Below are 26013 nucleotides of genomic sequence, written 5' to 3'. Positions count from 1 at the left end.
AGTTATATTTTAGGAAATTGGAACTCTATACTTGTTCCTAAATCGATTTCTGAATGTATATTTAATTGTCCTTTCAAAAATTGGACACGCGATTGAATATTATGTAAACCTGCTGATTGCGTTAGTTTTGTATTATTCATATCAAAACCTTTCCCGTCATCTTCTACAGTGACAGAATAATTGTTTTCATCTTCAACAAATTGAATGATAATTTGTGTCGAATGTGCATGTTTAATGGCATTATTTACTAATTCTTGAATAATACGATAGACCAATAATTGATGCTCTTTGTCAAGCGAATTCGTATAGCTCAAAAATTGAACATCAATATCCAATTGTTCATTCGACATTCGGATTGCATATTCTTTTAGGGCTTCTTCCAAACCATATTTCAATAACAAATCAGGCATTAAATTATGAGCTACACGGCGTAATTCATCAACAGCTCCATCTAATTGTTGAATAGATTTTGCCATGTCCTTTTTAGAATGATCGTCAATCTTATCGTTTAAATGAGTAAGCTGAATTTTTGTTCCAGAAAGTAAACCGCCCAAACCATCGTGTAAATCGCGTGCAAGTCGTGCGCGTTCTTGTTCTTCGCCATCAAGAAGAGCCGTTAACGTAGAGATTTTAGAATTTTGACGTTCTTGTTCTATTTCCAACTTGTATAATTCTTCGCGTTGCTTTAGATGTTTGTTACGTTGTTTTAAAGCATAAAGCAATAATCCAAGTAAAGCAATAAAGAAGATGATAGAGAAAATGTAATATTTGTTTAATTTATTCTTGAAATTAAGTTCGGTGATATAATTAACCAATTCATCTTTTCTATTTTTATTTTCGAGTTTAGAAAGCCTTAAATTTTGTTCAGAAATAGTTAATTCTTGAGAACGCTTATCAGATTCTAATCGAGTTAATTTTAATTGTTTACGTTGAAATTCTTCACTTAATCTAGAATTTTCTAATTCTTGTTCTTGTTGAATTCCTAACGAATGCATTAGTTGAATTTGTTGTTCTTTTTTCTCGGCTTCTAATTGCAAACGAATCATTTGTTGTTGTTGACGTTCTTTATCAAACTGAGCTTCCAAACGTTTGCTGATCTGCGCTTGCTCGTTATCATAGACTTCTTTGTAAGTAGAAGTGTACAATTTATAATAACGCAAGGCTTCTTTGTAATTTCCTTCGCGATCTTCAATATCAGATAAACTCAAATACAGCGAAAGCAGAATATTTTTGTCTGGAACGGTGTTTTCATTGACTTTGATAAGCGAATTGAGTAAATAGTTTTTTGCAGTAGAAACTTCATTATTTTGCAAAGATAACTCCGCCAAAATACCATTGGCAGCAGCAACGTGATCCGCTTGATGATTTTGTTCAGCAATTTCTTTGGCTAAATACGCATATTTGATAACTTTTCCTTGGTAAGTTTTTGGATAATGTTGAAGATATAAATTCGCTAAATTGATGGCAACAAACGACAAATCTGTTGCTGTAGCCATTTCATTTTTGTTTTTATAATACGTATCAATTGCATTAGAATAATATTTTTCAGCCAAATCTCGCACAAAAATATTCTTCTCATTTTGCATAAATTTTTGCTCATACATGTATCCAATCGACATATAAGAAGTAAAAATTAAATTAGGATTATTTTGTTTAAGGGCTACTTCTAAAGCAAGTTTGCTGTATTTTTCTTGTAATTCGTAATCGTCCCATCTCGAATAAATTCCAGTCAATTCATTATAAATAGAACTCATTCGCGTAAGAACAGTTGGCGTAACAGGTGCTTTGTCCAAAAATTTGAGCCCATCTATAAAGTTTTTTACAGCTTTTGCTTCTTCATTGTTTCTTAAATTCAACCAACCTTCGCAATATTTTACATATCCTTTTGTTGAATAATCAGTTGTGCGTCCGCTGTAATAAATTGCTTTTTGCAAATTATAGTTTGTTGCATTCAAATTATCATCAATTCGATTATTCATCGCAGAAACCGCATGCAAATAGGCAGCATATTTTCCATCACTCAGTTTTTCGGCGCTCGCAATATTTTGTTTCAAAACAGCGAAAGCTTTTTCTTTTTGGTTATTAAACAATAAAGCTTGCGCATATTTTCCTGTTATTTCGTATCGTTCTACAGAATTTGGAGCTGTTTTATTATATTGATTTTCAAAATTAATAAGTACTTCTTGTGCATTAGCAATTCCACTAATAGCGCATAAAATGATGACTATAAGTTGAAAAAAAAGATTTTTTAAAGCACTATTACTTTTTAACATATTGTGATGTTGAGGTTTTATTTAAGCTAATATAATGTCTTTTGTAGAATCGAAGAAACTAAAACAATCCGAAGACTGTTTTAGTTTGTATATAAATTGAGGTAGGTTATTGTTATTTTTTAAAATTAATATGAACGTTGAAGAATTCACCTTTTTGAAGAATTCCGTCTAAATTTCGATCAATAATTAAAGCAATATGTACTTGATCGTTGTCGTAAATATTCCAATCCATTTCAGCGTCATATTGATAAACACCTTTTAATGTCCATTTGTAGATGTCCCAATTTCCAGAAGTTCCAATTTTATCCACACGTTTTTCCTTATTTGAAACATAGTATAAATATTGATGCCCATCATACGATAAAATCGGATAATGTATAACTTGGTTTTTTTCTACAGCAAAGCCAGTTCCAGCTTCAAAATATTGAATACTTTCTATTTTCGTTCCTTCTTGTAAATTAACATCAGCCGAACTATCAGTCACTAATGCTTGTGCAGCATAAAACAGATTTTTCTTCTCTTGATAAGGTTTATTCAGGTATTCAATACTAAACTCTTCAGGGCGAAGCGTGATTGTTTGCTCAGCTTCATTAATAGTATATGTTTTATTTCCTTGTTTTATAATAAGATTGTTAGTTGTATATTCTTGTGCATTTCCAAAAGAAGCCAAAAGACTACAAACCATTAGAACCATTATTTTTTTCATCTACTTTTCTATTTTGATACTGCTAAATTATCCCGAAAATTGTTCAAAAAACTCACTATAATTATTGAATTTACTAGATTAAATCGTAAATAAATTATTATCCAATTTCTAATTTCATGGTATATTTATAAATCAATTAAAACCAATATAATTATGAAAAAGAATTGCTTATTATTTCTTGTAAACTTTATTATGTTTGCTCCGTTAAGTTTTGCCAACGAGCAGCATCATACTGTGTCAAAACCAGTTCAGGTGAAATTTGATACATCTTGGTTGATAGGAAAGTGGTATCCTACGCATTATTTTGTTGATACTGGAGATGGGAACGAAGAAAAATATGATTTTGATGAATGTACAAAGAAATCTTCGATAGAGTTTATGGCAAAAGGTAAATTTGTATCGATGTATGCAACAGGTAAAGATTGTTCTTCGTATTTGGATCCTGTTAAAGGCAAATATTCGGTAAATGAAAATAATAACGAATTTAGTTTAACTTATGGTACAAGAACAACAACTGTGTATAAATATCAAAAAGTAGACGAAAATACGCTGGTGTTGATAGAATATCGTGATAAAAATAATGATGGGAAAGAAGATAAAATCTTAAATTATTATGAACGTAAATAACGCAAAAAGACAACTTAATTAGTTGTCTTTTTTATAAAAAATTATTTCAATTTTGCGAGAAAACAATATAATTCCTTGCTAATTTATCTTTGTCAATATCAAACAAATGCAATTCAATTTCTTGTTGAATTTTCTTTAAATCATCAATTGGTATTAATATCGAAGTCTGAAAAATAACTTCTGGTAATTGAGAATCTTCTAAATAATCAATGAAAACTAAATCTCCAACATCTAAATCATTTTCATTTTTAATTTTCTGAATTGCAAAATCTAATTTTGAATACTTAATAGAAGAATATTTTGTTTGATATAAACCAAAATCTCGATTATAACTAATTGTCTTATTATTGATAATAATATTCTCTTTTCCATAAATATTCCACAGAAAATATCGAATAATAAAATAGAAAATAAGGAAGCTGATTATAGAAATTGGAACAAAGAAATTTTGCGGCTCCGAATCAATTATTGTGATTAAACTAATCGGAATTGAAATCATCAATAAAATGCAAAAGAACAAAAAGAATTTTCTCCTTTTAGAAGGATTAATTTCTAAAGTGACGTACAAGTTAATGTTATCTTTTGCTATTTTATATTGATTTATCATCTATTCAATTCTTTTATCCTTGCTTTGTTTCTTCCGTCCAAAAGTGACGCAACAGCCCAAATTGCTGCGGGCAACCATCCAATTAAGGTGATTTGTAAGATTAAGCAAATAACGCCTTGTATTATTTTTCCTCTTAAAATGAATGATAACCAAGGTAGGAGTACGGCTAGTATGATCATTGTGTTGTATTTATCGAATTAATTATTTCGTTGTAATGTAAAATTGAAACTTTATTTGATGTTGAATGCAAATCATTTTCAATAAGTGATTGAGCAACTTTTCCAGCTTCAATTGATTTATATTTAGATAAGTTTCCTCGTAAAAATATATTAATCAAAGGAAAAACTTTTGCACTGATATTCTCAGCTAAACGATATTCCGTTCGATTGCCAATTAACAAAGATGGACGATACAAGAACAATTGTTTGATAGTATTCTTTTGCAAAGTTTCTTCGGCTTCGCCTTTCATTTTTAAATAAAAATTAGACGAGTTCGCATTTGCACCAACTGCCGAAATATAATGAAACTTAGTTAGTCCTTTTTGACTCCCAAGCTTTGCAAACTGATTCGGAATATCGACTTCAATTTTATGATAAGCATCTAAATCAGGCGTCTTTTTTCGAGTTGTTCCCAAACATGAAAAAATAGAATCAATCTGCTCAATTTCATCTAAATTAATTTCTGAATTAAAGTCAGTTACGATTTCAATTAACTTTGGGTGATTGATTTGTTGAGGTTTTCGAACAATTGCGACAATAGTAGCATAATCAGGATGATTGAATAACTTTTCTAAGAGAAGAGAGCCAATTAAACCTGAGCTTCCTAAAACCAATGCAGTTTTGTTCATCGTCTAAATTTTCATCAACAACCAATACCACGCACCATTTACATCTCCTTGTTCCAAAAGTTTTGCTGCAACTTGATGACGAACCTCTGCAGATTTAAATTTCTTAATATCTAATCGTTGCGTCAATTGTTCTTTGAAATTACGAATCATTTCATTAGTTGGTAATTTTTCCACATTCCCTAATTGACCTAAATTATTGCCTGTTAAATAATTAGAATGCTTCACTTCATCAGGAAGTTGATCTATTCCCAAACCAATTGTGCGCGTAGGTTTTTCGACTTCGAAGATAGATTCCGGAATAACTCGGCAATAATAATCACCACCCATGCGAGCAACTAAATCCAAATCATAAGGCGAAACTTTATCATTTTCATCTAATAAATCCTCTTGCACATGCATGCGCACAATTTCTGCAATCACCAAATTAGCTGCACCTGGTTGATCTGTAACAGAAATTACTTCACGCACTTTACATTCAAATTGAATCGGAGACTCTGCTACACGAGGCGGTTTTACCAACTCTGAAGGTAATTCTGTAAAACCTGCTTTCTCAAATTCATTTACACCTTTTGGATATTCCACACTTGCCAACGATTGTTGCTGAACCATGTTATAATTGACAATATTAATCACACATTCTGGGTGTTCCCAAATGTTTTCTAATGTATGTTTTGTCGATCCATCTCTCATTTTTCGAAGTGGAGAAAACACGCAAATAGGTGGATTTTGTCCCATCATATTGAAGAATGAAAACGGACTCAAATTCACATTTCCATCTTTATCTACCGTACTTGCAAAGCAAATAGGACGTGGGGAAATGGCGTGTTTGAAAATGTCATCAAATTGACTTGTATTTGGCTCAAAAGATTTTGTATGTTGCATAAGTTGAGTTTATTGGGTGTAAAGATGAACAGAATTTACTAATTTTCCTAATCCTGTAACAGACATTTCGATGGTATCATTTGGTTGTAACCATTGTTCTTGATAAGCTGGATTCTGACGTTTTCCAGTGCCATTCAATTCAAGAAAACAACCTGTACCAACAGTTCCAGATCCTATAATATCACCAGGATAAAGTTTGACACCATACGAAATGCGCTCGATAATCTCGGCGAAAGTCCAATGCATATCTTTGAAATTTCCATGAGAAACTTCGATATTATTAACAGAACAAGACATTTCTAAATCATAGCAATTTCCGATATGTCCTTCTTTAGGCTCAACTTTGTATTTTTCGATTTCGGTTGGAGTGACTAAATATGGACCAAACATAGAGGCAAAATCTTTTCCTTTTGCTGGACCAAGATTCAGTTTCATTTCTTCCATTTGTAATGCACGTGCGCTCAAATCATTCAAAACCATAAAGCCACCAATATATTCGTCCGCATGTTCTGCTTTGATATTGATGCCTTCTTTTTTGATGACAATTGCGACCTCAAGTTCAAAATCCATTCGATCGAAATGTTTTTCCATTGCATAAACTTTTCCTGGACCTTGAATAGCTTGATGATTAGAGAAATAAAACACAGGAAATTGATCAAATTCGGGAATCATATCCAAACCTCTGTTTAAGCGAGAAGTTTCTACATGTTGGCGAAATGCATACGCATCTCTAAAACTTGCTGGATGAGGTATTGGAGCCAAAATTTGTGGTTCTTTTACCACCGTATTTTTATACTCACCACGTGAAATTTCGTTTGTAATCTGTTGACAGATTAATAGTGAAAACTCGTCATCTGCTAAGATTTCGATTAGAGTAGAAGGTAAGTTGTGATTAATTTTTGTCAAATCATAGATAGCATCTTGCCAAATAAGACCTACTTTTTCTTGCTGATTTTCTAAGAAAGTAACGAATTTCATTATTTGTTGTTTGAGAGGTGAAGATACGAAGATGATTTTAATGTTGAGGTAATTTGTATCATTAAAGATTTTAAAAACCTATAGGCTAAAATCTTTTTAACGTTACATTTAATTATTTTCTTAACGTTATAGATTTAATGTCAACTTTTATATTGTTTTTAAGTAGAAATTTTGACTCTTGTCTGTAAATCATATGACATTTTTAAAATCCTTGCTTGAATAAAATTTGTATTTAATCTATTACATTCTTAAGTGATAGATTTTAAAACGGAGTTTAGTTTTATTTCCTTTTTAATTGAATTGGTGTGTGTGTGTCAATAATCTTTATTCGTTAAGTTTTTAAGATTCAATAAAATAATTATATTTGAGTATAACGATGCGAAACATCACAAAACGTGTTTTCGTAAAAAATAATGTTTGCAAATATTTTATAAAGATTATGTCACAAAATTATACTGGTTTAATAGGCTTGTTTGATGAGGAAAATGATAATATTCGGGTTCCTCATATTATAAAAAATGGATATGTTTATATTGCTTTTGAAAACAATGAATTAGAAAGGTTTATTTTTGAGGCATTAAGATCATTGAAGACAAACATCAATGACTATGATGATTATGAATTTATAGATATTATAATCTCTAATAATTTAAATAGTTTTGTAATTTATCATACAAGTGATTGGGCCGATATTCCTATTGATGAAATGGATTTTGCTGTAAAAGATAACGAAGTTAATTTAGAAACAATATCTTTTTGGAGTTATAACAGGGACTTAAAACTTGAAAATATAGAAGATCCTTTTATTGAAATTCCTAAAAATCATATTGATTCATTTGATTTCTTAAAAATTGATCGAATCAATTATAGAGATTGGCAAAGTTATGATGATTTTCTTAAGGAATGTAATACAATTAAATAAAAAACTATAGCTAATAATTTATTGGCGAAATACATGAGAAAATAATGTTAGTTGAAACTTTATGCAAAAAATAAGGATAAATGAAATTTTAGAAAAACCGATTGAAGAAATTCCTTTTTTGACAATATCTCAAAACTCTTTTGAACCACAAATCTATAACTTACCAATTTATGTCGGTTTTGTTGAAAATTTACCAAAAACTGTTGATGCTATTGTTGCAACTTCCGATTTACAAGGAATAGTTATTCAAAACGATAAAGAAATTCTTTTAGGGGAGATTCTTGCTAAAACTTTTCCAATTTTATTTGAAATGTATTTTCCAAATTTAGAATTGAAAAAAAGTATTGCAATATTATGTGGGGATTTGTATACTAATTTGTTAAAAAGAGGAACAAGTGGAAATCCAATTAATGTTTGGAAAGAATTTTCTGAAATATTTAAATGGACAATTGGAGTAGCTGGAAATCATGACGATTTTGGAGATAGAATTGACGAATTGAATCAATTAACTAATGTAAAATTACTTTTAAATGAAACGATTAGTGTTGATAAATTGACAATAAGTGGGTTGAGTGGAATTATAGGAAGATCAGATAAAAATTTTAGATTAAGAGATATTGATTATTATAATTCGATAACCAAACTAATTAAGAAAAATCCTGATTTCTTATTAACTCATTTGTCACCTGCAATAAATTCTAAACAATTTATTGGTGATGAAAAACTTACAGTCATTCTAGAGAATGGAAATCCATTAATTTCTTTTTGTGGACATGTACATTGGGATACAAATCATCCAGTTGTATTAGCAAATGAAACACAAGTTTTGAATTTAGATACAAAAGTTTATATTTTAATAGATAAAAATAACTTCGGTTAAAAGGCATAATAGAAAGGTTTGTAATATTTTTTCGTCACTGCTTTTATCTCAGTATTCCTCAAAAATAACCACATAGAAACATAGAACCAAATGATTTTGTATTGAAATTAGTTGCTTAACTATTCGTATTTTCAACTAATCTTTACAAACCATCACGATTGAATCTATGTCTCTATGTGGTTAAAATAAATTTGAACAACATCTATAAAATTCTATTTTCGATACAATTTTTCTTCATTCTTCTACGTCGTTAATTAAAGTATTGTACCGAAAAATTACTCCAATCAACGAACTGCATTTCACAACTAAGCTTACACAACTGTATGCTCGCCAAGGTAGATACTGGTACTCGCCATCGTCTTTGTTTCACTATTCAGAAATGCCCAAAAATTCACTTTTTTGCCATTGTAATACGTTGGTAAAGCAATATCTATAATCATAGAATTACGAGTCTCAATACTTTGAAATACTTCAAACGAATTTAGTTCTTCACAATAGCAAATAACATTCACAAGATCCGAAGGCTGCGCATTGCCTTGCCCAGAATTATCTTCCCAATTCATTTGGAAAGTATCCCCTCCAGCCGTATCTATCGTAGGTTGCAAAAAGCCAACCAGATCACCTTTTGATACCAACACACGCTCCAACACAATAACAGGCAAATCATTCACCATCTCCAATGCATTGCTCAGCGTATAAGACGTCGCAATGTTGTAGCGCGATTTTAGCCCAACTCTATTCCCAAAATACAGATTAAGAATAGGACGAATTGGTTGCAAGAAACCAATCACTTTCTTGAATTTGATCTGTTGCATCAGTTGCAAATCAGTTGGTCGCCTTTTCGATTTTTTTGGTAAACTGCGGATAATGTCCTTACCGCGCCAATTAACCCCTACTACAGTTCCCACTTTTCCTGAGAATCCACCAAGGATTCCTTTTTTAATTTCTGCCATAATTGCAAGTTTTTATGATTAATATTCATAAAGTTAGCAACAGAAACAACACCATTTACAAAAACGCTATTTTGTGTCCACATTTGTCCGCTTCTGTCCACATTTGTCCACTTTTGTCCGGTTGCTTTTTATTCAATAATAGTATTGTAGCAAAATAAAATCCTCGCTAAACCTCTATTCATCATAGATAGATAAGATTCGTGTTTTTGGTCGATTTTTAGCTTGTTCGACCATCGTTCGACCATTGTTCGACAAATCTTCGGAAAAACGGCATTCTCGTCGAAGAACGGTCGAAGAAAACACGGATGAAAGTGGGAGGGCGTTTGTAGAATTGTGGTTTTGCAATAAAGGGTTTGATTGGAATATTTTGTATATTAGTTTTAAGTTTTATGAAATTAGTCTATTTTTTATTTCGTAAAAATAATGTTATCAGTAATTTTATGACAATCGTGTTTGATAAAAGAATTTTTGTAGTATTTATTATTTTAATTATTCAATTATTTAGTTGTAATAAATCAGAAAAACTTAATTATAGATTTTCAGGCAAAGATTTATGCAATGAGAGTAATGGAATACCAATTAAATTTATTTCAGAAGAGGATATTAAAAATCATGGAATTAATAAAATTTATAATTTTGATAACATTGACATTAAAGATAGTATTAAAATAAGTTATAAAGTTTTAAGTGATTGCTGTCAAGAACCAAAGGATAGTTTAATAATTACAGACAAAGAAATTAAATTAATTAATGCTTTTAAATCTTCAAAACTTTGCGATTGCTATTGCGATTATCACTTCCAATATGTTTTTTCAAAAGAATTCATTAACAACCGAAAAATAGTAACCAATAACTATTAATAAAACTGCTGATAACATCGTATTTTTCGAAATGTGGGTTAAATGTAATGTAGTAAAAGTGGAAATATTGATCCGTCGCTATTTTTCCATTCACATTGTTTTTTTTCTTAGTTTACACAATCTGAAAAAGCATCGGCTCCGCTTGGTCTAAACTTGAACTTTTGTTCAAATTAAGCTTGCATTTTGTCAATACTTTTTCCGTTAGGAGCCATTTTCAAACACTTTCTAAATTAGAATTTATGGAATTTAAAGAAAAAAATTATTTTCCGATAGAAAACTTTAAAAACAGGGATAAAAAGAAAACAAACCCAAAATTCATGGAAAAATATAATCAAAGAAGTATTGAATGGAGTATTTTTAACACAACGGAAAGTGAAGAATCAATAAACCATGGAAGAATGATTATGCCGTCATCTAGAATCAATGATAAAATTAACAATGAAACGGTGCTTAATTTATTAAACTCCAAAAATCTATTTGAAAATTATGCTCCAAGCTTGGGTGATATTTTAACCCTAAATATGGCTTATGTTTTAAAAAATATAAAAAAATTAACCAGAAGTCCGCTCAATCCTGGGTATTTATGCTTTGAATACAAAGAGCATATCTGGACAGAAAGTTCAATGATTTACAAAGGCGAAATAACGCTTTTAAGAAAGGGTTGGCTCATAGAAGAAAACGGCTCCTAACATCGTATTGGTGAAATGGCGGCTTAAGTGCTAATTGAAAGTTTCGTCTTTCTATGTCGCAAAAATCCAATTACATTGACTTTTTTTTCTTAAATTTATTCAATGAATTGGCTTTTGCTTAACGTGTCGCTAAATTGAACTTCTCGCTTCAATTTCCACCACTTCGCCAAGCCCCGAAACGTTAACTGTAATATTTCCCCCGAAAATGAAAAAAGCAATTTTATTCTTACTAATCGTTTTAAGTTGTGATTCTAAACAACAATCTAATAACTATAAAATCTTGAATTTTAAAAGTTTTTCAATACAAACCCCCAACGAATGGAAAAAAATAGAGCTTCAAGGTATAGATAGTTATGTAGGAGGGCTAGTTACAAAAAACAATGATACCATTACATTTGATATGGGATATTATTCTAATAATTTAGAAGATAAAATGCCAATTATAATGGATAGTGTATTATGGGAATCTACTAGCGTCGAAATGAAAGAAAATTATGAAAAAGAAGGGTTTGTTATGGTTAAAGATTTTCAGAAAGTTGATAATGATATTTATAGAACGACAAACATTATATGGGACACAATAGATGGACTAAAATGTAAAATTAAATATCCAATAATATTTGGAAAAGGCATTACAGGTGTATATTTTGATAGTATATCTCAAAATAACTATAATATGAACAAAAAACTAAGACTTTCTGGAGAAAATTTAAATATAGAAGAGCAAAATGAACTTATAAAAGCAATTCGAACTATAAAATTTAAAAATTAAATACTACAGCTAACATAGGCAATCTGTTGTACAACATGATTTTTACAAATATCAGTATTTAGCTTTTTTAACAGTATTCTCGTCGAAGAACGGTCTAAGAAAACACGAAGGAAAGTAGGAGGGAATTTGTGGGATTGTGGTTTTGTAATAAAGGTTATAGTGGTTTTTTCTTTAAATTAGTTATTAAGAAATATTTAAATCAATTAAACTCTAAATCAAACAATTTTAATTACTACAATTAATTTCTGATTTGTCAAATACCAAAAATGACAAAGTTGTTAGCACAGCTATTGAATGGCTTTCTGAATGATATAAATTTTTTTAGTAATTACACTCTAAATCATATAAAAATGAGACGATTAAATATGTTTTTACTTTTGTTACTTCCAATATTTATCTTTAGTCAAACAAATGAAGAATTTTCTATTTTTTCACAAATACTCACTGAAAAAATAGAAAAAAGTAAGAAGAAAATAGTATTACAAAAAGAAACTTATGTTTTAACATCTGAAAAACAAAAAGAGTTTAAATATAAGTATCTTAAAACTAATTTTAAAGATCTTGAATTAGAGACTTTTAATGACTTTAAAAACCTAAATAATAAAAAATTTATCTTTGAGAATAAATTTGATAAAAAATTAAATGTAACATTTATTGATAATGAAGAAATTACTGCTCTTTTTAAAAGTCATACTGCTTGGGAAGATTTTTATAAGAAATATAAGAATGCAATTGGAATTATAGAGTTTTCTCGAATAGGCTTTAATAAGAGTAAAACCCAAGCTTTACTCTATTATAGTAAAACCTCTGGTTTCTCAAATGGTCATGGTAATTACATTTTCTTGAAAAAGATAAATGGAAAATGGATTAAAGTGTTAGAAGTAATGGCATGGATTTCATAAATAATTAGTGCTAACAAAAATCCGAGTCAACAACTCGGATTTTTTTATGGTTAAATGTCTAATTATTTCGCTTGTTTATCAATTTCGTTTTGAATGATTTGCCAATCATAAAGTTGAAATGTTTTTCCGTTGCTCATGGCAACAAAGAAACCTTTAGGAAATTTAGTTCCAAAATTGAAATTTATCGCATCAGCTCCGTCACATTCGATAGTAGAAACTGGGATTTTAGCAATCAATTTATGTTCATTTGGATTTGAAGGATCGCCTTGTCGCTTGTACACATTAAAATAATTCGCTTGTTGATCCGAAATCAAGATATAACCATCTGTTGCATTGGTTTTGTAAATCGCAATTCCTTCATGATCGCGTTTAAAATCTTTTTGTCCAAAAAATGCAATTTCCTCGTTTCCTTTTTCTGGATCAGCATAATATTTTCTAATTCCAGCTGTTTCGTCAGCATAATAAATAAAGCCTAATTCTTCGTCAACAGCAATGGCTTCAATCTCTTTTTTACCTGAATAATTTCCAAACTTACGCACCAAAGTCGCTTCTATTTTTCCATTATTGTTTTCTAATGCATATTGATGCAGATATTCTCCGCTTGTACCATCTTTACGACCAACGATTGCGTAAAATTTATTGTCTTTGCTTTTATATAAAGCAATTCCCATTGGGTCGCGTAATGTTTCGTCTTTGAAAACTTCGATTCCGCCATCATCAATCAATTTAAAATAAGGAAGAGAAACTACTCTAATTTTATTGTTTGCACGTTCGGTAAGCACTGCAATGTCAATCTTTTTTCCATTAAGAGGAAAACCGTACATAACATCCACATTATTTGGACGATTAAGCGGAACGATTTGGTTCACGATTTTACCATTCAAATCATAGGCGTATAAACCGCCCGTTTCTTCCTGTTTATCTGTTCCAATAATTAATGATTTTTCAGGATTCTGATAATTGATCCAAATCGCAGGATCATCAGTATCATTTGGCGTTTGTTCCGTTGTAACAGTTGGTTTTACTGCATTTGTAGGAACTGGAGCCAGTTTAGAGGATTCACAAGAAAATAAAATTGTGAAGAGTGATAATGTGATGAATATTTTTTTCATAATTGTTTAGAAATCAAATTTTAGACCTAAAGTAAAACGTGGTTGATAATATTCGAGTTGCATTGTTTGACTCGAAACTCCTTGGTAGTAACGTAAAGGTTGATTTGTTAAATTGTTTGCTTCTGCAAAAATTCGTAATTGCTTCGAGAATTTATACGACGCATTTGCATCTAAAAATAATTGTTTGTCATAGTAACTATCCTCGAAAGCATTTCCTCCAATTTCGTCTAAATAAGCGGCTGTATAATTAACCGAAATACGTGCAGAGAACTTTTTGTTCTCGAATGCTAACGAACCATTGAACATGTGTGGAGCTGTTTTAGGTAAATCAAGATCTTCTCTCAAATCACCATCTTCATTGGTAATTCCTTTGGCTTTTGAATCGGTGTATGTATAGTTAAGATAAATTCCCAAATGTTTGAAAAATTCGCCTGGAATAAAATCTAATTGACGCTGAAATGCTACCTCAAATCCGAAAACATTCACGTGATCTCCATTTCTAGCTTGTGTCATTTTCCAATTTTCTCCAGCAGGAACTGGGTTTGCTATGTCAGGAAAAAGCGTTTGGAAATCATTTGTTGTAAATGTATTGTTTTTGTAGGTATAGATGAAATCGTTTAATTTTTTGTAGAAAAATCCTCCCGAAACAATTCCGATATTTTCGAAATAGTTTTCAACCATCAAATCATAATTCATGGCATAGGTCGCTTTCAGATTTGGGTTACCTGCAAAAAGCTCTGCATCTTCTTTCAAAACACTTACAAAAGGCGCTAAACTGTAATAATTTGGTCGTGCAATACTTGTTGTGAAAGCTGCTCTCAGAATAAAATCATTTGTAAATTTATGTTTCAAAGAAAGACTTGGTAAAACATTGGTATAATCGTTTTTGTGCTTGATTTCTCCAATTAAATCTTCTTCATCTTGTACATAATTCCCTGTATAATCTATCGAAGTATTTTCGATACGAACACCAACTATTAAAGATGTTTTAGATGATAAATCTTGATCCCAACGAATATATCCTGCCGAAATATATTCTTTCGCTTTATAGTTAGAGGCTAGATATTTAGAAGGCTCTAAGTTAGATTTGAATAGATTTGTATTGTTTAAATCTAAATTTCCTAATTGATGATTTGAATAGAAATATCCAGCTTGATATTTTTTACCAGCATTGAAACGATTGCTTGACCAATTTACAGGATTTTGAGTACTCAAATTTCCCATTCCATCTATGCTCTCGTACGAATAGAAAATATTTTCGCGCTCTTTGTCTTTCAAACGAAGGCGACCACCAAAACGTAAACGACCTTTTTGATTTGAGATAACACTTAACGGAACTCTGAAATTAAGCTTTGCACCGAACTCTGTTTCATCTGTATAATCGTGTTGTTCTGATAACGAACCAACTTTGAATTTTGTTAAATCTTCTGCAGAAGTTGTCGTTACATTCGGATATTTTGCATCAGATAAATCTTCATTAAATGTAACACCTTTTACGCGATAATCAATGTAGCGCTCATTTGGTCTATCTTCGCTCGCTTTTGAGTAAGAAACCGCCCAATCCATATCGATTTTTGGTGATAATAAATGCTCTCCTCGCAACGAAACATTGTAAACGCGTTGATCTTCTAAACGCGCATTTTTATTGCGGTTATTATCAATTCCACCTTTTGTTTCACGACGAATATTTCCTTTGTAAGTTCCTGTTTTTTCATCAAATTCTAAATCGCGATAAGTTACTCTATAACGGTTTTCTCGGTCGTCACGCCAATTGTAAATAGCAGAAAGATCAATTCTATTGTTTTCATTAAACTGATAATCTGCAGAAAATGAAGCACTCCTTCTTACACGTTGAATGTCATATTTACGAATCTGAAATTGTGATAAATAGGATTTATTTTCATCTTTATCCCAAACAGCTTCGATATTATCCGAACCAAAATTTTGAACTTGATAACTTCCAGAAACTACCACACCCAATTTCTTGTCAAAGAATCTATTTCCATATAAAAAAGCCGAATTATACAATCCTTTTTCGCGAATAGGCGCATAACCACCAGAAGCCGTTACCGAAATGCGCTCTTTGTTTGGAACAGCTCGCGTAATCAAATTTACAGATCCACCAATTGCGTCTGCATCCATATCTGGCGTCAAAGTTTTGTTCACCTCGATAGACGAAATCATCTCTGCAGGAATCAAATCCATTTGTACATTTCGGTTATCACCTTCGGCAGACGGAATACGATCTCCATTCAACATAACCGAATTTAACTCAGGTGAAAGACCTCTAATGATAATATTTCTGGCTTCTCCTTGATCATTTTGCATCGTTACTCCAGTCACACGTTTCAACGCATCACCAATGTTAGAATCAGGGAAACGACCAACTTGATCCGAAGAAATAATATTGGTGATATTTCCGTTATTTTTTTGTTGATTCAATGCTTTTGCTTGCCCTTTTAAATAATCTCCAACTACAACAACTTCATTCAGTTCGTTGTAACCTGCATTTAAAGAAAAATCAATAACAGCCGTTTTATTTTCGGTAACTTCTATTTGCTTGGAAATGGTTTCGTATCCTAAATAATCAATATAAATGGTATAAACACCAGGTGTAAGATTTAGAAATTGATAATTACCATTTTGATCAGATACAGTATATTTATTCGAATTTTCGATGCGAATTGTAGCTCCAGGTAACGAAAATTGATCGTTAGAATCTACAACTTTTCCTGAAATAACGCCACTTTGAGCCAAAACAAATGGACCTAAAATGAATAAGGAGAGTTTTAAAAGATGTTTCATGAGAAATTAATTTCCTCAAAAATACATTTGCTATATATCCTAATTGTTAAATATTTATTATGAAATATTTAACATTTGTAAAGTTTATTTAATTATTGCTTATTTTGATTTGTTGAATCACTTTAATCATTAGTATGTAATTGGATATTTTATCTAGCTTTTTACTAATTTTAGATGCGTAGTAATTGTTACTTTTGCATCAAATAAAAACTTCTCATGTCGATTGCTGAATATTTAAAATTCAATCAAAAAATAAATTATAAAAACGAAATATTAGCTGGCTTAACTGTTGCTATGACAATGATTCCTGAATCGCTTTCGTTTGCAATTTTAGCTGGTTTATCACCTTTAATAGGTTTGTATGGTGCATTTATCATGGGAATCGTTACAGCTATTTTCGGAGGAAGACCAGCAATGGTTTCAGGTGGAGCAGGCGCAACTGTTATTACTTTAATTGCTTTGAATGCTACATATGGTGAGCAATATATTTTTGCTGCGGTTGCTTTAGCAGGAGTTTTTCAGATAGTGGTTGGAGTTTTCAAATTAGGAAGATTTGTTCGTTTAATTCCTCAATCTGTGATGTATGGTTTTCTGAATGGTTTGGCGATTGTTATTTTTATGTCACAAATTGAACAATTCAAATCAACTACAAACGGAATAACGAGTTGGTTGAGCGGTACACCTTTTTATACGATGGCAGGATTGACGCTAATTACAGTTCTGGTAGTTTATTTCTTTCCGAAATTAACGAAAATCATTCCAGCTTCTTTGGTCGCAATTCTTGTGACTTTTCTGTTGGTTATCGGATTTAATGTTGATACAAAGACTGTTGGTGACATTGCGAGTATCAAAGGAGAATTGCCAAGTTTTCATATTCCGAGTGTTCCATTTACGTTAGAAACCTTGAAAATTATTTTGCCTTATTCAATTATTATGGGTTCGGTTGGATTAATCGAAACTTTGCTAACGCTTACGTTGGTAGATGAAGTGACTGAAACGAAAGGTTCGTCGAATAAAGAATGTTTGGCGCAAGGTGCTGCAAATATTACAAATGGATTTTTCGGTGGAATGGGAGGTTGTGCAATGATTGCTCAGACGTTTGTTAATTTAGATGCAGGATCTCGCTCGAGATTAGGACCAGCAATTGGCGCAATAACAATCTTGATTATTATTCTAATTGGCGCTCCAGTGATTGAGAAAATCCCAATGGCAGCACTTGTTGGTGTAATGATGATGGTTGCAATTTCGACTTTTAAATGGGGCTTTTTTAAATTAATAACAAAAATGCCAAAATCGGATGTGTTTGTGAGTATTTTGGTGGCGATTATCACGATTGTGTTACATAATCTTGCTTTGGCTGTTTTTGTTGGTGTTATCGTTTCAGCTTTGGTTTTTGCTTGGGATAATGCAAAACGTATTCGAGCACGAAAAACTGTGGATGAAAATGGACGAAAAATATATGAGATTTATGGACCTCTTTTCTTTGGTTCAACTTCTACTTTTTTAGAGAAATTTGAAATTAATTCTGATCCAAAAGAAATTATTATAGACTTGAAAGAGAGTAGAATAGTTGATATGAGTGCAATTGAAGCTTTAAATATTATTACATCTAAATATGCACAACAAGATAAAATTGTAATTTTGCGACATTTGAGTAAAGATTCTATTCGATTATTAGAAAATGCTAAAAGCGTTATCGAAGTTAATATCGAAGAAGATCCGACTTATAATGTGATGCCAAAATAAAAAAATCAGCTTCTTAGAAGCTGACTTTTTTATAAATATCGTTCATTAATCACATTCATATGATGGATGGAATGACCAGCCATAACATAACCAATTTTCTCAACAGAAAACTCTCGATCACCAACTTTTCCTATTTTGTTTAATGTTTCATCATTAAAAGATTCAAACTGAAAGTAAGTTGCTTTCATCAAATTTGTCCATTCTTTTATCAACTCTTCAGGCTTTCTTTCATTTGCGTTCGAATTCAACACATAGGCATTTTCATCAAAGAAATTCAACGTTTGAGAATCTTCTCTCGCAATATGTTGCGCACGATAAGAAAAAATACGTTCACAATCTATACAATGTTGTATCATTTCTTTGATAGTCCATTTTCCATCTGCGTACGCATAATCCCATTTATCTAATTCTGTTACAATTATTAATGTTTTCTTGATATCAGCAATACGTGTCTGTAAAGCATCTACAACTTCTATTCCATCGTAAATAGAAGTATAATTGTCGTGGTTTATTGTATTCAATTTTCAGTAATTTTTTACAATTTAAGGATAATTTGACTGAGTTATTTTAAGTATTTGTTAAAAATAAACCTTCATTTTTTTGAATTTATTTCCGATTTTAATAAAAAAATACGATTCTTTTAGAAATTTAGAATCTTGTATCTGATAAATTTATTTTCCTGAAAATCGTTGCTAAGTTTGAGTTGGAAAGTAATTTTAAAAACATAGAATATAAGCACATGATTTCTAACTTATCATACTCAAGTGGGGCATCACAATATCCTCTTTTAGGAGAAACGATTGGCGAAAATTTACGAAATACAGTTGCAAAATATCCGCAGCAAGAGGCTTTGGTTTGCGTTGATCAAAATTATAGAGCGACGTACACAGAGTTTTATTCACAAACTGAACAAATTGCAAAATCATTGATTGCTATTGGTTTGCAAAAAGGTGATCGCGTAGGTATTTGGGCGCCAAATCGTGCAGAATGGACGTTGTTACAATATGCAACGGCTCGTGTGGGAATGATTTTGGTTAATTTGAATCCTGCTTATCGCGAAAATGAACTCGAGTTTGTATTAAATCAAGCGGAAATTTCAGCTGTTTTTGCTGCTTTATGTTTCAAAACAAGTGAATATAAAGTGATGTTGAACAATGTAAAAGACAATGCGAAATCACTAAAACATATCATCATTTTTGAAGAAAATTGGGATAATTTCTTGATCGAAGGAGAAGAAATTTCGACTTCAGAAGTTCATCAAATAGAGCAAGCTGTTCAGTTTGATGACGCTGTAAATATTCAGTATACTTCGGGAACAACTGGCTTTCCAAAAGGAGTAACGCTAACACATCATAATTTATTGAACAATGGATTTTTTATCGGTGTTCGATTAAATTATACACATCGTGATCGTGTTTGTATTCCTGTTCCGTTTTATCATTGTTTCGGAATGGTAATTGGAAATATGGCGTGTACTTCTCATGGTGCTTGTATGGTAATTCCTTCGGATAGTTTTGATCCAGCAAAAACGTTGAATGCAGTCGAAATGGAAAAATGTACGTCACTTTACGGAGTTCCGACGATGTTTATTGCGGAATTAGAATTACCAAATTTTGATCGTTTCGATTTAACATCTTTGAGAACAGGTGTAATGGCAGGATCGCCTTGTCCGATTGAAATCATGAAGAAAGTGCAAGCTAAAATGAATATGAAAGAAGTTTCGATTTGTTATGGGATGACAGAAACTTCGCCAGTTTCTACTCAAACCATTATTGGAACGCCTTTAGAAAAGCAAGTTTCGACAGTTGGAACAGTTCAAGATCATTTAGAAATTAAAATTATTGATCCACAAACAGGAGATATTTTACCTCGTGGAATTGCTGGTGAATTTTGTACAAGAGGTTATTCGGTCATGCAAAAATATTGGAACAATCCAGAAGCAACTGCGCAAGTTATTGATGAGAATAATTGGTTGCATACCGGTGATTTAGCGACAATGGATGTAGACGGATATATCAACATTACGGGGCGCATTAAAGATATTATCATTAGAGGAGGAGAAAATATTTCACCAAAAGAGATTGAAGATTTTTTGTACGAACATGAATCAATTTCTGATGTTCAAATTATTGGCGTTCCAAGTATCAAATATGGAGAAGAAGTAATGGCTTGGGTGAAAGTGAAAGAAGGTATTACTGTAACCGAAGACGAATTGAAGGCTTATTGTTTATCCATCGCTCATTTCAAGCGTCCTAAATATTGGAAATTTGTACAAGAATTCCCAATGACCATTTCAGGAAAAATTCGAAAAATAGAAATGAGAGAAGTTTCTATAAAAGAATTAGGTTTAGAAAATGCACGAAAAGTGAAAACATCTTAAAAAAGTATTAAAATCTATTTAAAAAGTAGACTTAAAAATAATTATTTCAATTATCTTTGAGTCTATTTTAATTATATAAAAATAAACGATCTAAACGATGTCAAATATCTTATTAATCGAAGATGAACAGGCAATCCGCAACGTTTTGAAAAGCATTTTAATGGACGAAAATCCAAAATGGAATGTGGATGAAGCTGAAAACGGAGCTGTTGGGCTTGAAAAAATAAAAGAAAAAGAATACGACTTAATTATAAGTGATATAAAAATGCCATTGAAAGATGGAATGGAGGTTTTGTCAGAAGCGATGGAATATAATCCAGACCTAACAATGGTGATGATTACGGGGCACGGAGATGTTGATTTGGCTGTTGATGCGATCAAAAAAGGTGCGTACGATTTTATCCCAAAACCTCCAGATCTTAATAAATTATTGACGACTGTTCGCAATGCTTTAGACCGTAAATCGTTGATGTCTTCGAACAAAGAATTGAAGAAAGAAAACAAAGCATTAAAGAAAAAAGTTGCGAAAAAATACGAAATGATTGGTGATGCTCCTGCAATTGCAGAAGTGAAACAAATTATTGATAAAGTGGCTGCTACAGACGCTCGCGTATTGATTCTTGGTCCAAATGGAACAGGTAAAGAGTTGGTTGCACATCATTTGCATGAAAAAAGTGATCGTAATGTAAAACCTTTAGTTGAAGTAAACTGTGCGGCAATTCCTGCTGAATTAATTGAAAGTGAGTTGTTTGGTCACGTAAAAGGATCATTTACTGGAGCTGTTAAAGACAAACAAGGTAAGTTTGAATTGGCAAATGAAGGAACAATTTTCTTAGATGAAATAGGGGATATGAGTCTTTCTGCTCAAGCAAAAGTTTTGCGTGCGTTACAAGAAGGAAAAGTATCGCCAGTTGGCTCTGAGAAAGAGATTAACGTGAATGTTCGCGTAATTGCTGCAACAAATAAAGACTTACGAAAAGAGATTGAAGAAGGTCGTTTTCGCGAAGATTTATACCATCGTTTGGCGGTAATTATTATCAATGTTCCAGCGCTTAATGATCGTAAAGATGATATTCCTTTGTTGGTAGAACATTTTGTAAAAGATACGACAAGTCAAAAATCTTTTGATAATTCGGCTTATGATGCGTTGAAAGAATTGGACTGGACAGGTAATATTCGTGAGTTGAGAAATGTTGTTGAACGTTTATTGATTTTGGGTGATAATCCAATTTCGAGAAAAGACGTTGAGCAATTCGTGAAAAAATAATTCATCTCAGATGAAAAAAATTGTCTTTCTTCTATTTATCAGCCAATTCTTTTTATTTTCATGTAAAAAGGATAATGTAGAAGTTGATAAAAGTTCGGATGGTTTATCGCATGAAGATGTATTGTCTTTAGAGAAAAATTCTGTTTTTACGAGCGAAACGCTTATTTACAAAGGAGTTTTTGAAGGAAAATATTTTGGAGATAAAATCGTTTTGAAATTAGCAGATGACAAATTTACTGCTGAATATAAAGGTCAATCTTATGATGGAGAATTGTTCAAAAAGGATGATGGATCGTTGATGGAAATCGATTCGAAAAAGAAAAAATTACCTTTTCAATTTTTACGTTGGTCAGACAATTCGGAGATTATGATTCTCAACGAAGATGGAATGGCTGATGATAATGGTGAAAATTATTTAACAAGAATTTCAGACAAATGAAAATAAAATTTACGTGGATTTTAAGTCTTATTGCAATTACTTTTTTAGTAAGTTGTAATTCTTCTTCAGCCAGTAAAAATGATGAATTAGGAAAACGTTTTTTCGAAAATTATTCATCTCGAAAAGATTACAAAAAAATGTTATCTTTTTACAATGATAGTTTGCTGTACGAAAACGTGGCGCAATATTCAGGAGGTTCTACGGTAGATCCGCGTTATTTATTGAATGATATTATTCGTTGGAGTGATCAAACAATGCAATATGAAAACAATAAATTATTGAAAGTAAATGAATTATTTTCTAACGATTCGATGATTATTGCAAACGGAGAATTTTCGCCTTATACATACAATGGAATGAAATTTCCAGCGATGAAATTCACGACATATTTGTATTTAGATCAAAATTCGAAAATCAAAAAACAAGTCGATTGGTTCAATTATCCGATTGAGGATATTATCGAGTTGTATCAATTGCAACAAGGTCAAGACAAAATAAAATTAGATAAACAATAGTTTTTAATAAATCCAGTTAGAGTTTTTTAACTGGATTTTTTTATTTTTAGATATGATAAGAATTGCTACAGAAAATGATATTCCTGAATTGAAAAGAATGATGATAAAATTGTTACAACATCATCAAGAGTTTAATGCGTTGTATCAAATAGATTTGACTTACAAACATGATATTGATGATTTTTTCAAGGGAATTTTGCAACAACAAAACATAAAAGTATTTGTAGCCGAAATAGAAAATAAGTTGGCGGGATATATTATTTGTTCGAAACATTTTCGTCCGAAATACTTTGCGATAAAATCAAAAGGAAGAATAGATTCGTTGTATGTTGATGCAAATTATCGCAATCAAAATATCGCTTCTAAATTGGTTGAAGAAGCGATAAATTTCTTGAAGGATCAAGCATATATTGAATTAGAATTTACAGCGGAAAATCAATCTGCAAAAGGCTTTTGGTTGAAAAATGGTTTTGAGATTTTGAATTATCAATGTATTTTGAAATTGAATTAATTACAAGAAAAAAGCCATTGTACAAACCATCAAAGCTGTGATTCCTGTATAAAAAAGTCCGATAATTACAACATAACCTAACTTGCGATGAATCGTTGAAAATTTTCCTGGTAATTGTCTCTTTTTATTTTGATTTTTTGATTTGAAAATTGTAAAAGCCCAAACAATATACGTTAAAACAGCACCAATAATATGCGCCCAAAGTGTGGTATGGAAAAATGTTGTCGCTAAATATGGACTCACTTTTACCAAACTACCAGAACCTCCAGAAAAACGAATCGTTAATTCCAATAAAATAACGCCTGTAACACAAGCATAAAATAAGTTTTTTTGAACTTTTATATGTTGCTCATATTTTCCTTGTTTTACTAATTTTATCGCATACAAAGCAATAAATGGAGCAAAGATTGATAAAATTAACATGCTGTAAACGACGATTTGACTAATTGGCATCATGAATATTTTTTATTCAAAAGTATTTGCCACAGCGGAATTGGACAATTTTTTTAGACGAACTACAAATTTTTCACGACCAAATTAGTTCGCTTTCCAAAAGCTTTTTCGTTACTTCGCTAAAAGTTTTGATGATGCAAGATTTCGTAAAAAAATATCCACTTATTTTCCATTTATTGGGATGGATCGGAATTGCATTTATCTTTTTCATCATTTTTCCGCTTACCTATCGCATCAATTTACCAATAGAACACTACGTTTATCATGCAATTTTACTTGTCTTTTTAATGATATTGTATTATTTGAATATAGGTTTTTTATTGCCAAAAATTAGTTGGAGAAAAAATGGCGTTTTGTATATTTTAACGTTAATAATTTTGACCATTTTTCTGATTCTTGTGATGAATCAAGTAGAAGAAATGTTGCAATTAAATCAAAAACTTCATCAAATATTACATCCAAATCAGCCAACAAATGCGAAGCAAAATTCATTTTTCATTTCGATTTATATTTCAATTTTTGCTTTACTAATTTTCGCGATTGGAATTTCATCTCATTTGATTAAAAATTGGAACAAAGAAGAAAAGAAAAAACTTTTGTTGAAAGAAGAAAAAACCAAAGCAGAATTAAGTGTTTTGAAAGCGCAAATTAATCCGCATTTCTTTTTCAATACATTAAATACGATTCATTCGTTAACTTATTTTGAAGTTGAAAAGTCGAGAATTGCAATTCAGAAAATGGCTAAAATGATGCGTTTTGTGTTGAATGAAGAGCAAAATGATAAAGTTTTGCTGAAAGATGAAATTAGTTTTATCGAGAATTATATTGATTTGATGCGTTTTCGGATTCCAGAAAATGTAACGTTAAAAGTTGAGATTTCTACTTCTGAAAATGAGTTGGAAATTGCACCAATGATATTGTTGACGTTTATAGAAAATGCTTTTCAATATGGAATTTCGACGACGAAAGATTGCGAAATTTGTTTGAAGATTAATGTTGAAAATGGATTATTAATTTTAGAAACAGCAAATGAAATCTTTGAAAATAAACGCATTAATCGTTCTAAAAATATTGGAATTCAAAATACGCTAAAACGTTTAGAAATTATGTATTCGTCCAATTATGAATATATTGCGAAGACAGAATCAAATGTTTACAAATGTTTACTAAAAATTAAGTTGAAATGAAATTAACCTGTATTGCGATTGATGATGAGCCTTTAGCGTTGAAATTGTTAGAGAATTTTATTCGTCATTCTGATGATTTAGAGTTGGTTGCGAGTTTTAATTCTTCTCAATCTGCCCAATTATTTCTACTTAAAAATCAAGTTGATTGTATTTTTTTGGATATTGAAATGCCCGAGTTAAATGGAATTGATTTTGTAAAATCGTTGTCAGAAAATGATGTAAAAGCGTCAATTGTTTTTGTGTCTGCTTATAGCAATTATGCGATAGAAGGTTTTAAAGTTTCGGCAACAGATTTTTTGCTTAAACCTTATAGTTTTGAAGATTTTGAACGAACAATTTCTAAAATAAAACATCAAAAAAATCTTGAAAATTTATTGAAACAAAACGACGATATTTTCATTAAAATTGATGCAAAGCAAGTAAAAATAAAGCTTTCGTCTATTTTGTATATCGAAAGTATGAAGGATTATTTGAAAATATATTCTGAGGAAAAGGAGTTACCGTATATTCCGTTGATGACATTGAAAAAAATGAAGGAAAATTTACCTGATAATTTTATTCAGATTAATCGTTCGCATATTATCAATTTTAATAAAGTGACTTCTTTTGGGAAAAATAATTTAATAATAGGAAAGAAAGAATTTAATTTATCAGAGAAATATAAATCTGATTTTGAGAAGTATATCAAATAAAAAAGCTC

At 31.0% G+C, this 26013-nt stretch carries 28 protein-coding genes; 15 read left to right on the top strand and 13 right to left on the bottom strand.

The features are described 5' to 3' along the window. Positions 1-2: 2 nt before the first annotated feature. Positions 3-2273 carry an ATP-binding protein gene (locus N5D90_RS03270; RefSeq protein ID WP_280061539.1) on the bottom strand — a complete coding sequence of 757 codons (2271 nt, stop codon included), beginning with the start codon at positions 2271-2273 and terminating at the stop codon, positions 3-5. Between the two features lie 112 nt (positions 2274-2385). Then, entirely contained in the window at positions 2386-2979 is a 594-nt protein-coding gene (locus tag N5D90_RS03265; protein ID WP_280061538.1) for a hypothetical protein, read from the bottom strand. A 153-nt stretch (positions 2980-3132) separates the two neighbouring features. On the opposite strand from N5D90_RS03265, the gene N5D90_RS03260 reads away from it, so the two are divergent. Continuing rightward, positions 3133-3606: a lipocalin family protein gene (locus tag N5D90_RS03260; RefSeq protein ID WP_115000418.1), complete on the top strand. Its 474-nt coding sequence runs from the start codon at positions 3133-3135 to the stop codon at positions 3604-3606. 46 nt (positions 3607-3652) lie between these two features. Here the strand turns inward: N5D90_RS03260 and N5D90_RS03255 are convergent, their stop codons facing one another. The 5 genes from N5D90_RS03255 to N5D90_RS03235 are packed head-to-tail and all read right to left on the bottom strand — an operon-like array spanning position 3653 to position 6920. Next, positions 3653-4213 carry a hypothetical protein gene (locus N5D90_RS03255; protein WP_280061537.1) on the bottom strand — a complete coding sequence of 187 codons (561 nt, stop codon included), beginning with the start codon at positions 4211-4213 and terminating at the stop codon, positions 3653-3655. Then, positions 4210-4392 (bottom strand): YqaE/Pmp3 family membrane protein, encoded by a 183-nt coding sequence (locus tag N5D90_RS03250; protein ID WP_171622766.1) that lies wholly within the window; start codon positions 4390-4392, stop codon positions 4210-4212. Before N5D90_RS03250 ends, N5D90_RS03255 begins: the two co-directional genes overlap by 4 nt. After that, positions 4389-5060 carry an NAD(P)H-binding protein gene (locus tag N5D90_RS03245; protein WP_280061536.1) on the bottom strand — a complete coding sequence of 224 codons (672 nt, stop codon included), beginning with the start codon at positions 5058-5060 and terminating at the stop codon, positions 4389-4391. The genes N5D90_RS03250 and N5D90_RS03245 overlap by 4 nt, the downstream gene beginning before the upstream one ends. A 3-nt stretch (positions 5061-5063) precedes the next feature. Continuing rightward, a complete protein-coding gene (locus tag N5D90_RS03240; RefSeq protein WP_038330496.1) occupies positions 5064-5942 on the bottom strand; it encodes a flavin reductase family protein in 879 nt (292 codons plus the stop codon). 9 nt (positions 5943-5951) lie between these two features. Then, positions 5952-6920: a fumarylacetoacetate hydrolase family protein gene (locus N5D90_RS03235; RefSeq protein WP_115000416.1), complete on the bottom strand. Its 969-nt coding sequence runs from the start codon at positions 6918-6920 to the stop codon at positions 5952-5954. A 439-nt stretch (positions 6921-7359) separates the two neighbouring features. Between N5D90_RS03235 and N5D90_RS03230 the strand changes: the two genes are divergently transcribed. Both N5D90_RS03230 and N5D90_RS03225 read left to right on the top strand, forming a co-directional pair. After that, positions 7360-7842: a hypothetical protein gene (locus N5D90_RS03230; RefSeq protein WP_115000415.1), complete on the top strand. Its 483-nt coding sequence runs from the start codon at positions 7360-7362 to the stop codon at positions 7840-7842. A 61-nt stretch (positions 7843-7903) separates the two neighbouring features. Next, entirely contained in the window at positions 7904-8722 is an 819-nt protein-coding gene (locus N5D90_RS03225; RefSeq protein ID WP_115000414.1) for a metallophosphoesterase, read from the top strand. A 311-nt stretch (positions 8723-9033) separates the two neighbouring features. Here N5D90_RS03225 and N5D90_RS03220 read toward each other — a convergent pair whose 3' ends face one another. Further along, positions 9034-9675, bottom strand: a complete 642-nt coding sequence (locus tag N5D90_RS03220; RefSeq protein WP_115000413.1) for a DUF6266 family protein — start codon at positions 9673-9675, stop codon at positions 9034-9036. Continuing rightward, positions 9618-9776 (bottom strand): hypothetical protein, encoded by a 159-nt coding sequence (locus N5D90_RS03215; RefSeq protein WP_221408246.1) that lies wholly within the window; start codon positions 9774-9776, stop codon positions 9618-9620. The genes N5D90_RS03220 and N5D90_RS03215 overlap by 58 nt, the downstream gene beginning before the upstream one ends. A gap of 288 nt (positions 9777-10064) precedes the next feature. Here N5D90_RS03215 and N5D90_RS03210 point away from each other — a divergent pair, with 288 nt between their 5' ends. The 4 genes from N5D90_RS03210 to N5D90_RS03195 all read left to right on the top strand — a co-directional run bounded on the left by N5D90_RS03210 (position 10065) and on the right by N5D90_RS03195 (position 12898). Next, positions 10065-10535 carry a hypothetical protein gene (locus N5D90_RS03210; RefSeq protein ID WP_115000412.1) on the top strand — a complete coding sequence of 157 codons (471 nt, stop codon included), beginning with the start codon at positions 10065-10067 and terminating at the stop codon, positions 10533-10535. 239 nt (positions 10536-10774) lie between these two features. Then, complete coding sequence (locus N5D90_RS03205) at positions 10775-11224, top strand: hypothetical protein (RefSeq protein WP_115000411.1); 450 nt, start codon at positions 10775-10777, stop codon at positions 11222-11224. A gap of 205 nt (positions 11225-11429) precedes the next feature. Beyond that, positions 11430-11996 (top strand): hypothetical protein, encoded by a 567-nt coding sequence (locus N5D90_RS03200; protein ID WP_038330508.1) that lies wholly within the window; start codon positions 11430-11432, stop codon positions 11994-11996. Positions 11997-12262: 266 nt separating this feature from the next. Continuing rightward, positions 12263-12898, top strand: a complete 636-nt coding sequence (locus tag N5D90_RS03195) for a hypothetical protein (RefSeq protein WP_038330509.1) — start codon at positions 12263-12265, stop codon at positions 12896-12898. Between the two features lie 62 nt (positions 12899-12960). On the opposite strand, the gene N5D90_RS03190 is transcribed toward N5D90_RS03195, so the two are convergent. Both N5D90_RS03190 and N5D90_RS03185 read right to left on the bottom strand, forming a co-directional pair. After that, positions 12961-14010 carry a phytase gene (locus N5D90_RS03190; RefSeq protein ID WP_280061535.1) on the bottom strand — a complete coding sequence of 350 codons (1050 nt, stop codon included), beginning with the start codon at positions 14008-14010 and terminating at the stop codon, positions 12961-12963. Positions 14011-14016: 6 nt separating this feature from the next. After that, a complete protein-coding gene (locus tag N5D90_RS03185) occupies positions 14017-16815 on the bottom strand; it encodes a TonB-dependent receptor (protein ID WP_280061534.1) in 2799 nt (932 codons plus the stop codon). A 216-nt stretch (positions 16816-17031) separates the two neighbouring features. Here N5D90_RS03185 and N5D90_RS03180 point away from each other — a divergent pair, with 216 nt between their 5' ends. After that, positions 17032-18561: a SulP family inorganic anion transporter gene (locus N5D90_RS03180; protein ID WP_280061533.1), complete on the top strand. Its 1530-nt coding sequence runs from the start codon at positions 17032-17034 to the stop codon at positions 18559-18561. 29 nt (positions 18562-18590) lie between these two features. On the opposite strand, the gene N5D90_RS03175 is transcribed toward N5D90_RS03180, so the two are convergent. Continuing rightward, a complete protein-coding gene (locus N5D90_RS03175; protein ID WP_280061532.1) occupies positions 18591-19082 on the bottom strand; it encodes a DinB family protein in 492 nt (163 codons plus the stop codon). A 218-nt stretch (positions 19083-19300) separates the two neighbouring features. Between N5D90_RS03175 and N5D90_RS03170 the strand changes: the two genes are divergently transcribed. The 5 genes from N5D90_RS03170 (at position 19301) to N5D90_RS03150 (ending at position 23673) form a co-directional block, all read left to right on the top strand. After that, positions 19301-20941: an AMP-binding protein gene (locus N5D90_RS03170; RefSeq protein WP_280061531.1), complete on the top strand. Its 1641-nt coding sequence runs from the start codon at positions 19301-19303 to the stop codon at positions 20939-20941. 97 nt (positions 20942-21038) lie between these two features. Then, on the top strand, positions 21039-22208 hold the full coding sequence (locus N5D90_RS03165; RefSeq protein WP_280061530.1) for a sigma-54 dependent transcriptional regulator: 1170 nt from the start codon (positions 21039-21041) through the stop codon (positions 22206-22208). Positions 22209-22218: 10 nt separating this feature from the next. Then, positions 22219-22647, top strand: a complete 429-nt coding sequence (locus tag N5D90_RS03160; RefSeq protein ID WP_280048904.1) for a hypothetical protein — start codon at positions 22219-22221, stop codon at positions 22645-22647. Beyond that, the gene (locus tag N5D90_RS03155; protein WP_280061529.1) at positions 22644-23162 is read left to right on the top strand and encodes a hypothetical protein; all 519 of its coding nucleotides are present in this window, start codon (positions 22644-22646) and stop codon (positions 23160-23162) included. The genes N5D90_RS03160 and N5D90_RS03155 overlap by 4 nt, the downstream gene beginning before the upstream one ends. A gap of 52 nt (positions 23163-23214) precedes the next feature. After that, the gene (locus N5D90_RS03150; protein WP_280061528.1) at positions 23215-23673 is read left to right on the top strand and encodes a GNAT family N-acetyltransferase; all 459 of its coding nucleotides are present in this window, start codon (positions 23215-23217) and stop codon (positions 23671-23673) included. Here the strand turns inward: N5D90_RS03150 and N5D90_RS03145 are convergent, their stop codons facing one another. Continuing rightward, positions 23674-24129 carry a DUF420 domain-containing protein gene (locus tag N5D90_RS03145; protein ID WP_280061527.1) on the bottom strand — a complete coding sequence of 152 codons (456 nt, stop codon included), beginning with the start codon at positions 24127-24129 and terminating at the stop codon, positions 23674-23676. It lies immediately after the preceding gene. Between the two features lie 23 nt (positions 24130-24152). Here N5D90_RS03145 and N5D90_RS03140 point away from each other — a divergent pair, with 23 nt between their 5' ends. After that, positions 24153-25313: a histidine kinase gene (locus N5D90_RS03140; RefSeq protein ID WP_280061526.1), complete on the top strand. Its 1161-nt coding sequence runs from the start codon at positions 24153-24155 to the stop codon at positions 25311-25313. Beyond that, on the top strand, positions 25310-26005 hold the full coding sequence (locus tag N5D90_RS03135; RefSeq protein ID WP_280061525.1) for a LytTR family DNA-binding domain-containing protein: 696 nt from the start codon (positions 25310-25312) through the stop codon (positions 26003-26005). Before N5D90_RS03140 ends, N5D90_RS03135 begins: the two co-directional genes overlap by 4 nt. Positions 26006-26013 lie beyond the last annotated feature (8 nt).

This window comes from Empedobacter sp. GD03797, from assembly GCF_029842105.1.
Taxonomy (GTDB): domain Bacteria; phylum Bacteroidota; class Bacteroidia; order Flavobacteriales; family Weeksellaceae; genus Empedobacter; species Empedobacter falsenii_C.
The sequence above is the reverse complement of the archived record's forward strand: the minus strand, read 5'-3'. Positions and strand labels throughout refer to the sequence as shown.

What these genes read in the sequence shown, in the direction of transcription:
- N5D90_RS03210 (WP_115000412.1), top strand. Translation starts at nt 10,065, where the DNA reads ATGAAATTAGTCTATTTTTTATTTCGTAAAAATAATGTTATCAGTAAT.
- N5D90_RS03230 (WP_115000415.1), top strand. Translation starts at nt 7,360, where the DNA reads ATGTCACAAAATTATACTGGTTTAATAGGCTTGTTTGATGAGGAAAAT.
- N5D90_RS03170 (WP_280061531.1), top strand. Translation starts at nt 19,301, where the DNA reads ATGATTTCTAACTTATCATACTCAAGTGGGGCATCACAATATCCTCTT.
- N5D90_RS03235 (WP_115000416.1), bottom strand. Translation starts at nt 6,920, where the DNA reads ATGAAATTCGTTACTTTCTTAGAAAATCAGCAAGAAAAAGTAGGTCTT.
- N5D90_RS03165 (WP_280061530.1), top strand. Translation starts at nt 21,039, where the DNA reads ATGTCAAATATCTTATTAATCGAAGATGAACAGGCAATCCGCAACGTT.
- N5D90_RS03190 (WP_280061535.1), bottom strand. Translation starts at nt 14,010, where the DNA reads ATGAAAAAAATATTCATCACATTATCACTCTTCACAATTTTATTTTCT.
- N5D90_RS03220 (WP_115000413.1), bottom strand. Translation starts at nt 9,675, where the DNA reads ATGGCAGAAATTAAAAAAGGAATCCTTGGTGGATTCTCAGGAAAAGTG.
- N5D90_RS03240 (WP_038330496.1), bottom strand. Translation starts at nt 5,942, where the DNA reads ATGCAACATACAAAATCTTTTGAGCCAAATACAAGTCAATTTGATGAC.
- N5D90_RS03270 (WP_280061539.1), bottom strand. Translation starts at nt 2,273, where the DNA reads ATGTTAAAAAGTAATAGTGCTTTAAAAAATCTTTTTTTTCAACTTATA.
- N5D90_RS03135 (WP_280061525.1), top strand. Translation starts at nt 25,310, where the DNA reads ATGAAATTAACCTGTATTGCGATTGATGATGAGCCTTTAGCGTTGAAA.
- N5D90_RS03155 (WP_280061529.1), top strand. Translation starts at nt 22,644, where the DNA reads ATGAAAATAAAATTTACGTGGATTTTAAGTCTTATTGCAATTACTTTT.
- N5D90_RS03180 (WP_280061533.1), top strand. Translation starts at nt 17,032, where the DNA reads ATGTCGATTGCTGAATATTTAAAATTCAATCAAAAAATAAATTATAAA.
- N5D90_RS03260 (WP_115000418.1), top strand. Translation starts at nt 3,133, where the DNA reads ATGAAAAAGAATTGCTTATTATTTCTTGTAAACTTTATTATGTTTGCT.
- N5D90_RS03255 (WP_280061537.1), bottom strand. Translation starts at nt 4,213, where the DNA reads ATGATAAATCAATATAAAATAGCAAAAGATAACATTAACTTGTACGTC.
- N5D90_RS03145 (WP_280061527.1), bottom strand. Translation starts at nt 24,129, where the DNA reads ATGATGCCAATTAGTCAAATCGTCGTTTACAGCATGTTAATTTTATCA.
- N5D90_RS03195 (WP_038330509.1), top strand. Translation starts at nt 12,263, where the DNA reads ATGACAAAGTTGTTAGCACAGCTATTGAATGGCTTTCTGAATGATATA.
- N5D90_RS03225 (WP_115000414.1), top strand. Translation starts at nt 7,904, where the DNA reads ATGCAAAAAATAAGGATAAATGAAATTTTAGAAAAACCGATTGAAGAA.
- N5D90_RS03185 (WP_280061534.1), bottom strand. Translation starts at nt 16,815, where the DNA reads ATGAAACATCTTTTAAAACTCTCCTTATTCATTTTAGGTCCATTTGTT.
- N5D90_RS03250 (WP_171622766.1), bottom strand. Translation starts at nt 4,392, where the DNA reads ATGATCATACTAGCCGTACTCCTACCTTGGTTATCATTCATTTTAAGA.
- N5D90_RS03245 (WP_280061536.1), bottom strand. Translation starts at nt 5,060, where the DNA reads ATGAACAAAACTGCATTGGTTTTAGGAAGCTCAGGTTTAATTGGCTCT.
- N5D90_RS03160 (WP_280048904.1), top strand. Translation starts at nt 22,219, where the DNA reads ATGAAAAAAATTGTCTTTCTTCTATTTATCAGCCAATTCTTTTTATTT.
- N5D90_RS03205 (WP_115000411.1), top strand. Translation starts at nt 10,775, where the DNA reads ATGGAATTTAAAGAAAAAAATTATTTTCCGATAGAAAACTTTAAAAAC.
- N5D90_RS03200 (WP_038330508.1), top strand. Translation starts at nt 11,430, where the DNA reads ATGAAAAAAGCAATTTTATTCTTACTAATCGTTTTAAGTTGTGATTCT.
- N5D90_RS03265 (WP_280061538.1), bottom strand. Translation starts at nt 2,979, where the DNA reads ATGAAAAAAATAATGGTTCTAATGGTTTGTAGTCTTTTGGCTTCTTTT.
- N5D90_RS03150 (WP_280061528.1), top strand. Translation starts at nt 23,215, where the DNA reads ATGATAAGAATTGCTACAGAAAATGATATTCCTGAATTGAAAAGAATG.